This is a genomic window from uncultured Victivallis sp. (assembly GCF_944391105.1).
GTDB lineage: Bacteria > Verrucomicrobiota > Lentisphaeria > Victivallales > Victivallaceae > Victivallis.
This window is the reverse complement of the sequence record NZ_CALXSK010000002.1, coordinates 1-15,508: the sequence shown is the minus strand read 5'-3', so window position 1 is coordinate 15,508 and position 15,508 is coordinate 1. Positions and strand designations below refer to the sequence as shown.

12 protein-coding genes are annotated in these 15,508 nt (G+C 58.5%); 9 read left to right on the top strand and 3 right to left on the bottom strand.

Translation table 11 applies throughout. The annotated features are described in order from the left end of the window. The first annotated feature begins 85 nt into the window (after nt 1-85). From Q0K10_RS01160 to Q0K10_RS01150, 3 genes are all read left to right on the top strand, one after another. The gene (locus Q0K10_RS01160; RefSeq protein ID WP_294502067.1) at nt 86-1,381 is read left to right on the top strand and encodes a S41 family peptidase; all 1,296 of its coding nucleotides are present in this window, start codon (nt 86-88) and stop codon (nt 1,379-1,381) included. A gap of 48 nt (nt 1,382-1,429) precedes the next feature. Beyond that, on the top strand, nt 1,430-2,191 hold the full coding sequence (locus tag Q0K10_RS01155; protein ID WP_294502063.1) for an AraC family transcriptional regulator: 762 nt from the start codon (nt 1,430-1,432) through the stop codon (nt 2,189-2,191). A 118-nt stretch (nt 2,192-2,309) separates the two neighbouring features. Next, nucleotides 2,310-6,044 carry a glycoside hydrolase family 2 protein gene (locus Q0K10_RS01150; RefSeq protein ID WP_294502060.1) on the top strand — a complete coding sequence of 1,245 codons (3,735 nt, stop codon included), beginning with the start codon at nt 2,310-2,312 and terminating at the stop codon, nt 6,042-6,044. 203 nt (nt 6,045-6,247) lie between these two features. Here Q0K10_RS01150 and Q0K10_RS01145 read toward each other — a convergent pair whose 3' ends face one another. Continuing rightward, nucleotides 6,248-6,637, bottom strand: a complete 390-nt coding sequence (locus tag Q0K10_RS01145) for a helix-turn-helix transcriptional regulator (protein WP_294502057.1) — start codon at nt 6,635-6,637, stop codon at nt 6,248-6,250. A 190-nt stretch (nt 6,638-6,827) separates the two neighbouring features. Here Q0K10_RS01145 and Q0K10_RS01140 point away from each other — a divergent pair, with 190 nt between their 5' ends. From Q0K10_RS01140 to Q0K10_RS01115, 6 genes are all read left to right on the top strand, one after another. Further along, a complete protein-coding gene (locus Q0K10_RS01140; protein ID WP_294502054.1) occupies nt 6,828-7,496 on the top strand; it encodes a response regulator transcription factor in 669 nt (222 codons plus the stop codon). Next, complete coding sequence (locus Q0K10_RS01135; RefSeq protein ID WP_294502050.1) at nt 7,483-9,096, top strand: HAMP domain-containing sensor histidine kinase; 1,614 nt, start codon at nt 7,483-7,485, stop codon at nt 9,094-9,096. The genes Q0K10_RS01140 and Q0K10_RS01135 overlap by 14 nt, the downstream gene beginning before the upstream one ends. 153 nt (nt 9,097-9,249) lie before the next feature. Next, nucleotides 9,250-10,356 carry a LacI family DNA-binding transcriptional regulator gene (locus Q0K10_RS01130; protein WP_294502047.1) on the top strand — a complete coding sequence of 369 codons (1,107 nt, stop codon included), beginning with the start codon at nt 9,250-9,252 and terminating at the stop codon, nt 10,354-10,356. 146 nt (nt 10,357-10,502) lie between these two features. Further along, nucleotides 10,503-11,414 carry a DUF1559 domain-containing protein gene (locus tag Q0K10_RS01125; protein ID WP_294502044.1) on the top strand — a complete coding sequence of 304 codons (912 nt, stop codon included), beginning with the start codon at nt 10,503-10,505 and terminating at the stop codon, nt 11,412-11,414. Between the two features lie 47 nt (nt 11,415-11,461). Beyond that, complete coding sequence (locus tag Q0K10_RS01120; protein WP_294502042.1) at nt 11,462-12,907, top strand: glycosyl hydrolase family 28-related protein; 1,446 nt, start codon at nt 11,462-11,464, stop codon at nt 12,905-12,907. Next, nucleotides 12,904-14,547 carry a glycosyl hydrolase family 28-related protein gene (locus Q0K10_RS01115; protein WP_294502039.1) on the top strand — a complete coding sequence of 548 codons (1,644 nt, stop codon included), beginning with the start codon at nt 12,904-12,906 and terminating at the stop codon, nt 14,545-14,547. The genes Q0K10_RS01120 and Q0K10_RS01115 overlap by 4 nt, the downstream gene beginning before the upstream one ends. A 78-nt stretch (nt 14,548-14,625) precedes the next feature. Here the strand turns inward: Q0K10_RS01115 and Q0K10_RS01110 are convergent, their stop codons facing one another. After that, nucleotides 14,626-15,228, bottom strand: a complete 603-nt coding sequence (locus tag Q0K10_RS01110) for a DUF1559 domain-containing protein (protein ID WP_294502036.1) — start codon at nt 15,226-15,228, stop codon at nt 14,626-14,628. Nucleotides 15,229-15,327: 99 nt separating this feature from the next. After that, nucleotides 15,328-15,508: hypothetical protein (locus Q0K10_RS01105; RefSeq protein ID WP_294502034.1), on the bottom strand; the 181-nt coding region annotated here is incomplete at its 5' end.

Genomic DNA, 15,508 nt, shown 5'->3' with positions numbered 1-15,508 from the left:
TAAAATAATCCTTAAAAGCTGATTTATCAAGCTGGATTTTATCTGGAGAAGCACTATATTCCACAAAAGGAGGAAGAAACACCATATGATGAGATCGGAGTTTTTTTTCATTTCCTGTCTTGCTGCGGCGCTGGCCGGATGCGCAGCCGGCGGGCAGCGGTCAAAACCGGAACCGCTTCACACTGCTTCGACCTACGAAAAGGCCGGACGGCTCGGGCAGGTCATGGAGTTCCTGAACCGGAACTATGTCGATGAGAGCAAAGCCGGCTACGACCGGCTGCTCGAAGCCGCGCTGCGCGGCATGATGCGTGAGCTCGACCCCTATTCCGGGTACGAGCCGCCCGCGGAATTCACCGTCAACGAGGAGGCCCGCACCGGCGAACAGTCCGGCATCGGCATCGACGCGGTCAAAGTGGAAAACGCTCCGGTGCTGATCACGGCGGTGCTTCCCGGCGGTCCTGCGGACAAAGCGGGCATCCTGCCCGGCGAACAGATCCACCGCATCGACGGACGGCAGATCGAGACGCTGCCGCTCGAAGAGTGCATGAAACTTCTTCACGGCCCGGCAGGCGGCGAACTCGAACTCGAACTGCTCGCATCGGACGGGAAAAGCAGCCGCAGCGTGAAACTCCGGCGCGAAAAAGTCGTGCGCAGCTCCGTTCCGCCGGAGGCGGCTCATCTGATCGACGGCGACATCGGCTATCTCCGGATCAGCAGTTTCAACGCCCATACGCCGGATGAAGTCGAAAAGGTTTTGCGGAAACTCCGCGCGGCCGGAATGAGCCGCGGGCTCGTGATCGACCTGCGCAACAACCCCGGCGGTCTCGTCGACGGCGCCGCGAAAACCGCTTCTCTGTTCCTGCCGGAGGGGAGCGTTCTCTTCTCGGCGAAACATCGCAATTCTCCGGAAGCGGAAGTCGTCCGCTCAGTCGCGGGCGAACTGCGGGAGGAGACGCTCCCGGTCGTGATTCTGACGAACGCTTACACCGCAAGCGCCGCCGAACTCTTCGCGGGGGCGCTCCGCGACCACAACCGGGCGAAACTCGTCGGGGCGAAAACGTTCGGCAAGGGTACGCTGCTGCAAATTCTGCCGCTCGACAACGGCGGAGCGCTGCGTTTCGCGGCGGGACGCTATCTGACGCCATCCGGGCGCGCGATCGAGGGCAGCGGACTCAACCCGGACGAACCGGTCGAACTCGACCTGCCGACCCAGTGGAAACTCAACGCGCAACTTCAGCGCACTCCCGGTGTTGTTCTTCCAACGGGAAAAGATGCCGTGCGCGACACCCAGCTGGAGGCCGCGCTGAAACTCTTCTCCGCGCGGGACGACGCGCCGGACTCAACACCACAGCCGGAAGCCCTTCGTACGCCCTGTCCGTAAATCAACTGATCTTCCGGAACAGAATGAAAAGAGAAAAGGGCCAACGGCATGGCGAATCCAGAAATCGTTGAAATCTACTATTTCCGCGCTTCGGCGAAACGTCCGTTTCGCCCGACCCTGGTCGGAAAAAATCTCCTTTACGTCGAGATCATGACAGGAGGGACCGTCTTTTACGAAGGGGGGAAGTATCAGCGGGGAACGGTTTTCTGCCACACGTGCGGGGACACGACCCTCCATGATTTTCCGGAGGAGAATCCCTATCGGGTTCTGATGCTGCTTTTCAACAACTACCGCAAATCGCGCTGGCAGCTCCCGCATATCGGCATCTGGCGGCATCTGGAGATGCTCGACCAGTTCGTGCACGACGCACTGGAGGATTTCCATCTGGCCGCCGACCGGAAACTGCTCTCGGAATATCTTTTCTCCGCTCTGCGGCTGAATCTCTCCGAGCTGCCGGAACAGCAGGATCCGCTGATCGCGAAGGAGGTCTACATCGCACGCAAGGAGCTCGAACGGTTTGACCGGCCGCAGAACTGGCAGGATTTTTCCGCCTACGCCGGTTACAGCCCCTCCTATCTGCGCCATTTTTTCCGACGGGAATTCGGCGTTTCTCCGGGCCGTTACCGGCTTTTGTTCCGGCTTGACACAGCCTGCCGACTCCTGCGGGAAACCGGCGCGCCGATTGCGGAAATCGCGGAGAAAACAAAGTTTCACGACCTGAAAAATTTTTACCGCATGTTCCGCAAACACACCGGCATGACCCCGGGGGAGTACCGCACGGGAAATCGGCAGAAGAGTGAATCCCGCTGAATTCCATATTGGCTTTTTTGTATTTTCACAATCTAAAAAAGTCACTTTTACCCATTGCGATTTCCATTCCGTTCCGGTATAATTATAGCAAATGCAACCATCCGGAACAGGAAAAGCAATGAACAGCAACGATCTCTCTTTGAATGGGCAATGGCGACTGACGTGCGACGACGGCCGCACGTTTCCTGCGACCGTTCCCGGTGATGTCATTCTCGATCTGATGCGCGCCGGCGCGGTTTCGGATCCGAACATCCGCGACAACTTCCGCGAATGCCGAGAACTCGGGGAACATATCTGGAGTTACGAGAAGGATTTTTCTCTCCGGCTCCATCCCGGAACGCGATATATTCTGTGGTTTGACGGGCTGGCTTATGTCGCGGAAATCCTGGTCAACGGCACTCCGGCCGGGCATCACAAAAGCATGCACCGCCCCTGCCGCCTCGACATCACCGCTCTGCTGCGGGACGGAGAAAATCATCTGGAAGTGCGGCTGAATCCGTTCGATTCCGGGATCAAGGCAGTTCCGCTGGTCGACTTTCATCTGACCGGCTGGTCGGACGCGATTTACGACCGGACACTCTGCCGGAAACGCGGCGCCGGGCGGAAAGCCGACTACACCTACGGCTGGGACTGGGCGCAGGGGCTGCCGGTCTGCGGAATCTGGCGCGACTGCGGGCTGGAGATTCTCCGGTTCGCCCGGATTCGCGACCCGCACATTCAGGCCGGCATCGACGGAACGGTGCGCTGCATGTTTACGCTGGAATCGGTTCTGACGAAGCTGGTCGACGGAATGTTGCGTCTGACCGTGCGGCACGGGGGGCAGATCGCCGCGCAAAAAGAAGTTCCGGCCGTGCTCGGACCGGGCTGCTGGGAGTATGAACAGACTCTCCGGATCGACAACCCGGCGCTCTGGTATCCGCGCGGATACGGGGAACAGCCGATGTATGAACTCGAAATCTCGATTTCACACGGCGGGGAAGAGACCAGCCGGAATGTGCGGTTCGCGTTCCGGAAGGTGGAGCTCGACTGGCGGAACATCGCGCCGGAACAGGACGTGTTCCGTTTCCTCGTCAACGGGGTGAGGGTGTTTGCAAAAGGGGCAAACTGGATTCCCGCGGACATCATCCCGGGACGGGTCACGCGCGATCACCTGCGCACCCTGCTGGAACTCGCCGCCGCCGCAGAGATGAACTATCTGCGGATCTGGGGCGGAGGCTGTTACGAGCAGGAGCTTTTCTACGAATTGTGCGATGAGTTCGGCATCATGGTGTGGCAGGATTTCATGTTCGGCGGACCGGAAGTGCCGGATTTCGACCCGGCGTTCCGGGCGGAGTGCCGGCTCGAGTGTGAAACCGTTCTGAAACGTCTGCGGAACCACCCCTGCATCATTCTGTGGTGCGGATCGAATGAAACGGACGGATTCTACGCAGACGTCTGTCCGCGCCGGCGGCCGAACCATTATGCCGGCTGGCGGCTCTTCCACCGTGATTTTCCGGAGATTGTCCGCAAATTTGCGCCGGACGCGCTCTATTTGCCCTCCTGCCCGTCACCGGGGAAGTGCGGAGGGAGGCCGAATGCGCCGGGAGTCGGAACCTTCCATGGCAATCCGGCCGCACATCAATACGCTTCCGACGCCGAGTTCGACGCGGAAGCGGCAGTCCCCGCGTTCGACAACGAACTGTACGGCGTTTCCGGGGATCCGGCGTCGAGTCTGCACCGATATCTGGCCGACGGCGATCTGGACAGCTGGGAGAATCCGGTGCTGCGCGATCACCACGTTCTCGATCTTCAACGCAACGACGAATGGGGATTGTTCTTCCGCCACCTGACATTCGGGCTCCGGGAGCGCGGCTTCGAATATCCTGTCCGGCAGAGTCTTGCGTTTTTCGCGGAAGCGCACTGCGAACTGATCCGGCGCTATCTCGAGTTTCTGCGCCGGAAACGGGAACTCTGCGGCGGCGCGGCTTTCTGGATGTACAACAACGCCTATCCGATGATGGGATGGGGCGTGGTCGACTATTACGGCACTCCCAAAGCCGCCTGGTACGCGCTGAAACGCTCCTGCCGGGCAGTGCTGCCGATCATCGCCGTTTACGATGAGAAGATCGTTTTTCACGTCTCGAACGACACGGCCCGGATGAGGCGGGGAAAACTGCGCGCCGGCTGCATCCGATTCACCGGGGAGACGGTGTTCCGCCGGGAAATCGAAGTGGAAATTCCGGCGGGAGCGACCGCACAGCTCCTCTGCGTCGATCGCGGCGAATGCGCGGGAGTGGATCCCGCGGAATGCTTTATCCTGGCAGAGCTTGCCATTTTCGGGGAGGAGACGGTTCGGAATCATCGCTTTCTCGTCTCCCCGCGTGAACTGCGGCTGCCCGAGGCGCGGCTCTCGCTGCGGCCGGAGCCGGAGAATCCGGGGACATTCATTCTGGAGAGCTCCCGTTTTGCCGCGGGAGTTGTGCTTTCACCATGGGAGGCGGGGTGTTATCCGGACGACAACGGATTCGACCTCTATCCGGGCATTCCGAAGCGGGTCCGCTTTACCGGCCCCGTCACTGCTCCGACGGCGGAGTGGAAAAATCCGCCGGGGCGGGAGCCTTACGTCTGCGGATTTCGAAAAGAGAAGTGTTGTTCCGGTACGGAGGAGGAGCGCTGGTTTGTCACACTGTACAATCCCGCACCCGACGCCCGGACGGTCGTGCCGGAAGCGGAATCGGCGCTCTGTCGGGTTTCGAAGCCCTCCGCGCTCGAACTGCCTCCGGAATCGGTCGCGACGTTTGAGCTGGCCGTGTCGCCGGAACCGCTCCACGATTATCCGTTCCGGTCACCTGTCGATCTGCGGATCGGCGGAGAGGTGATCCGGGAAGGGTGTTCCGGCCTTTTCCCCGGCGTGATGACAAGGGGGGCGTACCATTCCGGCGTTTCGTTTTCCAATCCGGACGCCGTCACCTATCATGGCGTTCATTGCAACGGAATGGAGTTTGAGCGGAAAGTCCGGCCGGAAGACGCGAATGCAGCCCCCTCCCCGGTCATGGATTTTTCCGTTCCTCCCGACCTGATTCCCTACCGGAGCGAACTCCGCCGGGGACGGGAGCGGCTGTTTTCATTCTGGGAGGATGCCATGCCGTTTTCGGAGTTCCGGAAAAAACTGCACTTCGCTTCCGGCGGCAGGGAGCTTGAAGCGTTCCCCTTCTCCGGCAGCATTCCGGAACCGGTTTTGGAGGGATCGGGAATCTCTTTCCGGATGGGATCTCCGGAGGCGCCGTGGCTGTTCCGGGGCGGGGAATCAAACGGAGAGCTTCTGCTCTTCCTCTTCTACCGCGAACGGCGGTTTTACCTGGATCTGTTTGTCACGGGGGTGCCGTTCCGGCAGCGTTTTTCCGGAGAGGCGGTATTTCAGGACAGCTGCGTGGAGCTTCTGCTCGGCTATTCGGACAACTCGGTATTCCGGGATTACTCGCTCGCACAGACGGTGGATGGGCCGCAGATCTTTCTGCGGCGCGGCTCGGGAGAATTCCCGGCGGGGTTGCGTACCCGGGGGCACCGGCTTTCGATCTTCCACTCTCCAACGGAAGCACTTCAGCTCTATCGGCTTGAGCTTGATACGGAGGAGGAGGGAATGCCGGAACTTCTGACTGGAAAAGAGTTCCGTATCGGGATGGTTGTACGGGTTCCCGGCAACAACGGCGTCACTCTCTTCAACGGAATCGAAATCGGAATCGGCTGTACCGATGCCGCAACGGTTCGGATCCGGTCCGACAGAAAACAGCTTCCCGATATTTCCATCCCCTCATCCATCATTTCCGACAGGGAGTTCGATCATAAAGAGTGCGGCCACATTCATGCTGATTGAGTTGCCGGCCACGATGAATCATCTCGATGAAGCACGCCCCCGTTCCGAAGTTCCGCGGAAAAGTGGCGGCACCCAGCCCGACCCCTTATCCCGTCGCCCGAAAACGTCACCTTTTCCGGAGCGAGAACAAGAATCTCTTCAAACCGGAGGAAAGAGCGGGATCATTGCAGCGACCTGATTCCAGACAGCGGAAAACCGTGAAATCAGGGTTCATCGGATTCAAGGCAGTTTTCGATGTAGATGATGACCTGATCTTTCCGGGCGGGCGGGAGCTTGCGGAATTTCCGCAGCAGCGTGATCTCGATGTCGGCAAGGTCGGCGCCGACGATGTACGGGATCATGATCTTCGAATCGACGTGAAGCTGCACAAAACGACGGAGATCCGCCTCGGCCGCGTGCATCTCCAGAAGCATCTCATAGATCGTCTTGAAATGTTCCGGAGCAAGCGGACTCTTCCCGCCGCAGATCTGGCAGACATACTGCCGCGTGATCCCGAGCCGTGAAGCGATCTGCGTCTGACGGATGCCGTACTTCGCCAGCAGCACCTTCAGCCAGACACCCAGTTCCCGCCGTTTGTCCAGATATGGTGACATGTTTTTTGTTCCTCTGTAAAATGCCGTCCTTTTGAAAGGCAATATAATATGTTTATTGACGAAGTCAAGTGCTGCGGCGGAAATGTTATATCCATTGATTGACAAATTACAATTTTATTGTTCCTGCCGCTTGAAAAGAAGGCTTTTTCGGGATACATTGAAGAAACACAAATCAAAAGGCTGCCGCATTATGAAGATACTGCTGTTGGAAGATGATTTGCAGACAGCTGCGTTCATCCGAAAGGGACTTGAGCAGGCGGGGTTTACCGTAGCGCATTCAAGTGACGGGAAATCCGGGCTCGTGATGGCGCAGGAGGAGGAGTTCGATCTCGGGATTTTCGATGTGATGCTTCCGCGCCTTGACGGATTCAGCGTGGTCAGGAAACTCCGGGAGACCAAACCCACGGTTCCGGTCATCATTCTGAGCGCACGCGACGCGGTCGAAGACCGGGTCAAGGGATTGCAGTGCGGCAGCGACGATTATGTCACCAAACCGTTCGCCTTCGTCGAACTGCTGGCCCGGATTCATGCGCTGTTGCGCCGGGCCTCCGCCGCTGCCGAGCCGACCGTGCTGACTTATGAGGATCTGACGCTCGATCTTTTGAGCCGCAAGGCAAACAGGGGCGGAGTGCGTCTCGATCTCCAGCCGCAGGAGTTTTCACTTCTGGAGTTTCTGATGCGCAACGCGGGGCGGGTGGTTTCCAAAACGATGATCATGGAACATGTCTGGGAGTACAATTTCGACCCTCAGACCAATATCGTGGAGACCCGGATCTGCCGTCTGCGCGACAAGGTGGACAAACCTTTCCCCAGAAAACTGATCCGGACCGTCCGGGGGTTCGGATATGTTCTGGAATAAGGGACGGATCTTTTTCAAGCTCCGCTTCAAGGCGGCATTCTGGTTTCTGGTGCTGTTTGCGGCCTCTTCGGTGCTGCTGTTTTTCCTTGTCTCACACTACGTGGCCAACGATATGTTCCGGATCACAGACTGGCTGCTGGAGTCAACCGTACGCGATTTCACGGCCTCCTACCTGACCGGAAAAAATACCGCCCGTTACGGGCAGCAGGTTCCCTTTTCGGAAGTTCCACAGCTGGATGTCGCCGCGTTCCAATCCCATCTGACGGGGGGGCAGCTGCTCGCGGCCTACCGCAGCACCCTGGGGGATCAGGAATTCTACACGCTGTTCGGCAGCCGGGGGAAGGAGCTGTATGAATTCCGGCTCGGCTCGGACGGGCGGGCGTACAGCCGGCTGCTGCATCCGGAACAGAATCTGCCGTTTCTGCGCAAGGAGTTCTCCGACAAGCTCCAATCGTTTGGCTCCGACAACATCTATTTCCGTTTCCGGGCGGCGGATGGAACCGGCTTCGAGAGCAACGAGTTGCGCCGGGGCAACGGCGGCGGAGCTTCCGCAGGACTCTCGACCATCACGGAGAACGGCCGGAAATTCCGGGTCATGCGGCAGCCGCTCTTCGACGGGTCGGTGATCGAAGCGGGCCGTTCGCTTCAGGAGATCGATGAGAGGCTGACCGCTTATACGCGGATTTTTCTGCTGTTTCTCGCCGGGGTTCTCCTTTTCGGAACGGCGGCCGGCTACCTGATCGCCTGGAAATTGACAGCGGGAATCGAGCGCGTCAGCGATGCCGCGCGGCGCATTGCCGGCGGCGATCTTTCCCTGCGGGTCAAACTCCGCCATGAGGCGGACGAAGTCGACCAGCTGGTGAACGCCTTCAATGCGATGAGCGAAAACAATGAGGCGCTGGTCACCGAATTGCGCACCGTCACCGACGACATCGCGCACGATCTGCGCACGCCGCTCACGCGCATGCGCGGACTTGCGGAGGTCACGGCGGCCGGGAAGCCGGACATCGAGAGTTTCCGCGAAATGTGCGGCGCGGTCGCAGAGGAGTGCGATTCGATGATGCAGCTCATCAACGAGATGCTCGAAATCACCCGGACCGAATCTTCCATCAACCGGCTCGAACGGAGTGAATTCTCTCTGACGGAACTGATCCGGCAGGCGGGCACACTCTTCAGCGAGCTCGCGGAAGACCGGAAGATCCGGCTGGAAACCCGGCTTCCGGCGGATCACGAGATCAGGATCCGGGCGGACAAGGTCAAGATCCAGCGTCTCGTGGCGAATCTGCTCGACAATGCGCTGAAATTCACTCCCGCCGGCGGAACGGTCACCCTGTCGCTCTCGGAGCGGGACGGCGCGGCCGCCGTCATCGCGGTCCGCGACTCGGGCTGCGGAATCGCCCCGGAGGACGCGGAGAAGATCTTCAAACGTTTCTACCGCTGCGACGCGAGCCGCACACTTCCCGGAAACGGTCTCGGCCTCGCGATGGTGCAGGCGATCGCCAACGCCCACCGCGCCAGAATCGAACTCGACAGCACCCCCGGGAAAGGAAGCTGTTTCTCGGTTATTTTCCCGCCGGAATCCGGTGAAATCGCGCCGTAAATCCCCGCAAAAAACCGGAAAAACACGAAAAAAAACGTTTTTTTCATTTCCGTATCTTGACAAACAATCAAAATTCAACCATAATTATAAACAACCGTCAAAACGTTTTGATTGCGCAGAAAACCTGCGATAACAGGATGAAGATTCCGGAGAATGGGCAAACAGGCAGTGACAATCGTGGATGTGGCAAAAGCGGCCGGGGTTTCTCCGAGCACGGTTTCCCATGCGCTGAGCGGTAAACGCGAAATCAGCAGACCGGTGAAGGAACGGATCTTTGAAAAGATCCGGGAACTCGATTACCGCCCCTCCTTCTATGCGCAGGCGATGAAGAGCAACTCCACGGGCATGATCGGGGTGGTGGTCAATGAGTGCCGCAATCCGGGGACTTCGCTGTTCATCGACTCCCTTGCGGCAGAACTGGAAAAATACTCCTACAAAATCGTGGTCGGACTGGCCGGGCTGAACCACCGGAAGGGAGCGGAACTGCTCCGCCATTTCTCGGCCGGGCTCGTAGACGGAGTTTTCAATCTGCTGCCGCAGATCACGCCGGAAGAAGCGCAAGTTCTCTGCGGCTCGACGCCGGTCGTAACGAACATCCGCGACCGGTCGATTCCGATTCGTCTCGATTACGATAAACTGACGTGGACAATCCTCCATTATCTCCGCGATCTTGGCCACCGCAGAATCGGTTACATCTCCTCGCCGACCCGTGATCCCCGGCGGCCCGACTCCGAAGCGACGCGCCAGATCATGGCCGAATTCCTGCAGAAATACGGCGAAGAATTCGATCCGCGCCTGGTCGTGGAGGGGGATGACTCCATCGAAGGAGGCGTTTCCGGGACCGAACAGATCATGAATCATGGAGACGTTACCGCGATCTTCGCGGGAAACGATCAGACCGCCTTCGGAATCTACCGATGGGCATATTTGAACGGGGTTCAAATCCCGGACGATCTTTCCGTAATCGGATTCGATGACGTCCCGCAGGCAGCGACCCTCATCCCCCCGATGACCACGGTTCGTTTCCCGGTGCAGGAAATCGTCGCGCATACGGTGAAGCTGCTGATCGCCAAGCTGCGCAACGAAACTCTCCCGCCCGGGCAAATCTCCCTGGAAATGCCGCTGGTAATCCGCAACTCCGTCGCCGACCGGAATCCCTGTTCCCGAAAATCGTGGAACAAAACCATCTCGGGAAAACAGATTTCAACCTTGAACCCACGGGAAAGAACATCAACCGAAAGGAGCATGACATGCCAGTAAATCATCCCTTTACGCACAGGCATATCCGGAAGTCGGGAAAATTTACATTGATCGAACTTCTTGTGGTGAAAACTTGTCAAATATACCATTCTTTCCTTGTTTGCACCCGGCAGTCAAGAGAGGGGTTCGGGGGAGAGAAAGCGGCTATGGCAGCCGCGTCTCTCCCCGTACCGAACAACCATCAAACTCCCCATCGGCCAGTCATCGCCCCGCAACAAAGTCTCCGCTCGGCAAGCGGCTCTTTCCCCTCTCGTCGGCCGACCGCGGCCACGTCCGGAACCGCTCCGTACCCGGCACCGGCACCTTGCCGGACGCAGGGGGTGCGGGGGGCGGCGGAAACGCCCCCTGCCTCCCACAGCCATGCAACGGTCAAAGCGGCGTTTACCTTGATAGAGCTCCTCGTCGTAATTGCGATCATCGCGATTCTGGCGGCAATGCTCATGCCCGCCTTGAATCAGGCCCGGGAGCGTGCACGCGGCATCAACTGTACAAGCAACCTCAAGCAGCTCGGTCTCGCGCACGCCAGCTATGTCCAGGACAACGAGGATTACACCACCGGTCCGCGGGCCGGGAGCTGGGGCAGCGGACGCTGGCACACTGCACTCACCCGGTATCTGGGCTCCATCAACACCACCACCAACGGCGGCAACTACAATTTCAACGATGACGGAACGAACGGCAACGGCGCGGCCCTGGCATCCGCAGTCAGAAATGTGCTCAAGTGCCCGGCCGGGAACCGCGCCTACACAAAAGACGGCGGTCTTTATCAGGCGGTGACCTACATCTACAACACCGTTATCGTCGAACTCATGATCGCGCCCACACAAACCGGAACCAGCCAGACAAAAGGCTGGAACTTCAAGGTCACGAAGCTGACTCGTCCTTCCGCGGCGCCTCTGCTGGTCGACGGAGCGGACAATTTTGAATTCACCTACGCCTGGATCAGCCGGGTCGATTATCCGCACCAGAAGAAGGCCGGAGTGCTATTCTTCGACGGGCATGCGACGCAACCCAGCCAGAATCCGCTCACCAACAACTTTTGCAAAGGAATCGAATAAGAATGAAATGCTCTTTCTGGCTCACGGCCTTACTTCTGGGAGGAACCATGTTGCATGCCGCGGTGGTCGACGTCACGAAATTCGGCGCGAAAAACGACGGAACCGGCGATAATGCCGCCGCTTTCGACGCGGCCGTCCGGGAACTCAAAACACAGAACGGCGGAGAACTCTACTTTCCGGCGGGGAAGTATCGCATCACGACCCGCCGCAATGCGGCGATTTTTCTGGATGGGATTTCCAATGTCGGAATCCGTTTTGCTCCGGGAGCGGTTCTGCTCATGGAAAACCTGCAGGAGGACGGGAACGGGGGAGGACACGGCATCGTGGTCCGTGGACCGGCAAGCAATATCCGGTTGGAAAACATCCATGTCCAGTGGCCGGTCCGGGCCAAAAACCGCAGCCACGGCGATGCGTTCCGGTTCGAAGGATTTCCCGACGATGCCAAGACCCTCTCGCGCATCTATCTGTTGAACTGCATCGGCGAGAACAGTCCCCAGACCGGAGCGGTCTTCATGGGGTGTTCCGACATTTTCGTCAATAACTTCAGCCCGGTGAACACGCTCGCGGACGGCCTGCACTTCAACGCCTGCCGCAGGGTCAACGTCAACGGCGTGCGCGGCATCGGCAACGGCGACGACACGCTCGCATTCGTCACGTATTTCACCGAAAAATTCTCGGGAAAGATCGGCACGGTATTCTCCTTCCCGGAGCTGAACGAGTGGTGCAACTCCGACAGCAACGCGGTCAACATCACTTCGCACAACGGCCGCGCGGACGGGATGCGCATCTCGGGCGGACTCAACATCAATGTTTCGAACATCGCGGTTTCCGGCAAGTGGGCGGGCATCCAGCTCGACTCCGCAATCGCCACCACGGAAACCCGGGCCGTCGGCTGGTCCTATCTCGCATCCCGGAACATCAACATCTCCAATGCCACGATCCGCGACTGCGACATGGGGCTCATCGTGCGCAGTTTGAACATCCTTCCCGACGCCGACGCCGGGTTCTGGGAGTTCGGACTCAACGTAAGCAACCTGAATGTCAGCAAAATCAAGGTTCTGGGCATCGACATACAGAGTGTCGGCGGAGTGACGCTCACCGGAGTTCGCTCCGACAGCCGGGTCAAGCTGCAGAATCTGCGCGGCAGAGTCTCCATCGCGAATTACTCCCAGAGCAATGCCCCGCTCGAACTCCTCGGAATCCAAGGTGCGAAATTCTTCGGATTCGAACGCAACATGGAACCCCGCCCGATCGAAGCGGCCTCCCCCGCCGAGCTGGCGGAAGGCAACCTTTTCCTGACCGGACTCGACCTGCGAAACGCCCCGCTTTCGATCGACCGCTTCTCCGGACTTTCTCTCGTCGACAGCCGCACCGACTCGACCGTCACCATCCGGACCTGCCGCGATCTGGAGCTGCGCAATGTAAAAGCCGCCTCCGCACCGGCAGTCAGCAACAGTGAAACCATTCAACTCAACGGGAACCTTCTCAAATGAAACGCATCAGTTTTGCTCTTTTCCCCGCTCTGCTGGCGGTCTCTCTGCCGCTCTCCGGGCTGGACGTCAAAACCTTCGGCGCCGTCGGCGACGGCGTCGCCGATGACTCCGCCGCCATTCAGAAAGCCGTCTCTCAATTGAAGGCCGACGGCGGCGGAACCCTCGACTTTCCCGCGGGAACTTACCGCATCGCCACCCGGAACGGCGGCCCCGTGTTCGACGGAATCAGCAACGTCAAAATCAATTTCGCCTCCGGCGCGGTTCTGCTCATGGACAACCTTGAGCCGAACGGCAACGGCGGCGGCCATGGATTCACCTTCCGCGCCCCCGCCGAAAACATTGAACTCCACAACGTCAACGTGGTCTGGAAAAACAAACCCCGGCAGCGCAGCATGGGCGACGGAATCCGATTCGAAGGATTTCCGCAGGAGGACAAAACCATCCGCAACATCCTCATAGACGGCTGCCGCGTGGAAGCCAGCGCCCAGACCGGGGCCGTCCTCATGGGCTGTTCCGACATCACGGTCAAGAATTTCACCATCGAGAACAGCTGGGCCGACGGACTTCACTTCAACGCCTGCTGCAACATCTCCGTCGAAGGCGTCAAAGGAATCCGGACCGGCGACGACACGCTTGCATTCGTCACCTACTATTCGCCGGAATTCACCGGTAAAGTCGGCGGCGTCTTCTCGTTGCCTGATCTCGGAAAGTGGAACAACTCCAATTCGATCGCAAGCGGCATCAGCGCCATCGGCGGCGGCGCCAACGGCATCCGCATCGCCGGGGCCTGGGATCTCGAAATTTCCAACGTCGAAGTCGAAGGCAAAAGCTGCGGCATCATCGTCGACGCCGGACTTGTCGGACCCAACCACGGCTGGCAGTATCTGGCCAGTCGCGACATCAAAATCAAAAATGCCTCCCTCCGCAAATGCGACACCGGATTTTATGTCTGGCAGTTCAACTCCTCGCTGAACACTCCGGCATTCGCGGAGTTTGACGTCGAATGCGAAAACTTCTCCATCACCGGATGCACCAACGACAGCGTCCACCTGAGCGGAGTCTCCGGCGTCGAACTTGAAAAATTCGTCACCGACGGCTGCCGCTGGCGTTTCCGCACTTTCCGCAACTGCTCCGTGAAGAACGCTTCGATCTACAACGCCTCCTTCCTCGTGATCGGTGACGACGCCAAGCTCGAAGCCGATCCCGACCGTGTCACCGCCAACCGTTCCGAATTCGAAGAAATCACCCTCTCCGACGGGAAAATTGAAATCCAGAAATGCCGTGACGTCGAATTCGACGACATCACGATCCACAATTCCCCTGCCGAAGCGTTCTTCCTTCACATGACCTTCAACAGCAGCTTTGCGGACATCAAACTCAACAACGTCAACTGGCAGAACAAACCGCGCGCTTTCGCCATCCAGCTGCTTCAGAGCCGTTCTCTGGACTGGGAGAATGTCAATGTTTCCGCCGCTCACCCGCTCACCGCCGTCTTCGAAATCGGCGGCGGCACGGAAAAACTCCGCAGCGGCAACATCTCCGTGAAGAAGCTCAACGCGCCGAACCTCTCCCCCGTCCTCATGCAGGGCGGCCCATACGCTCCGGAAAACTGTTCCATCCTCACAAAGGCCGGCAGGTAGGCCGGCCGACAGGCGTGTGGCATATATTCTCTTCTCACGGGCGGACGGCAGAATGATGTCGCCCGCCCGGTGTCAGTTTCAATGTTCGTGTTCGCCAGCGGCGTAATAGCCGCCGTTCCCCCACTCGAACACATAATGATGGTTCTCCTCGATCGCTTCGCCTCCGACCGTCTCCCGAAACGCCAGTTGTTCCGCATGACCGTCCGCAAAAAGGTAGTTCGAAGAACCTCCGTGACGCGTCTGCGCCAGATTCTGTTCCCACGCGTGCGGTTCACACATCGCATCGTAACACTGGTGCTCCACCGCACTCTCCTTCGTCTCCCCGCCCCGTTCCGACAGAACAATGTAGAAACTCGCCCGACGCAGCGTCGCGATCTTCCGACCGAATGTCAGCATGCTGTTCATGATGTAACTCTGCCGTGCGTTTTCGTCATCGAATCCCATGTCCGACGGACAATGCAGATAATCGAGATCATAATCCACCTCCGTCAGCGGCTGAAACCATTCCACCGCCGGTTCAAGCTCATGGTGATGATCGTATGTTCCACGGTGCACCACCGGATAAACTCCACCAAACCCGTCCGCATACATCGAAAGCGCCAATCCCGTCTGCCGGAGATTGTTGAGGCAGCTCGTACTCCTCGCCCGCTCCCGCGCCCGATTCAGCGCCGGCAGCAGCATCCCCGCCAGTATCGCGATGATCGCTATAGTAATGATGATGCAATAAACAAATTTTATATCATATTTTCTTTATCATCAACACATATCCTCTGTTTATATTTATGCCGAGTTGCAATCTTGCCAGACTGATCTTTTTTCATGATTTGAGCTCAGTTTGCCTCCCTTATTCATTGATACGTCACAAAAATTGCAGAAAATTGCAGAAGCGAACTCTGGTTGAAATGATTCCGGCTCCGGTGGTTTGGTAAATGGTTGATCCAGCCATTGGCGCAAGTCGCGG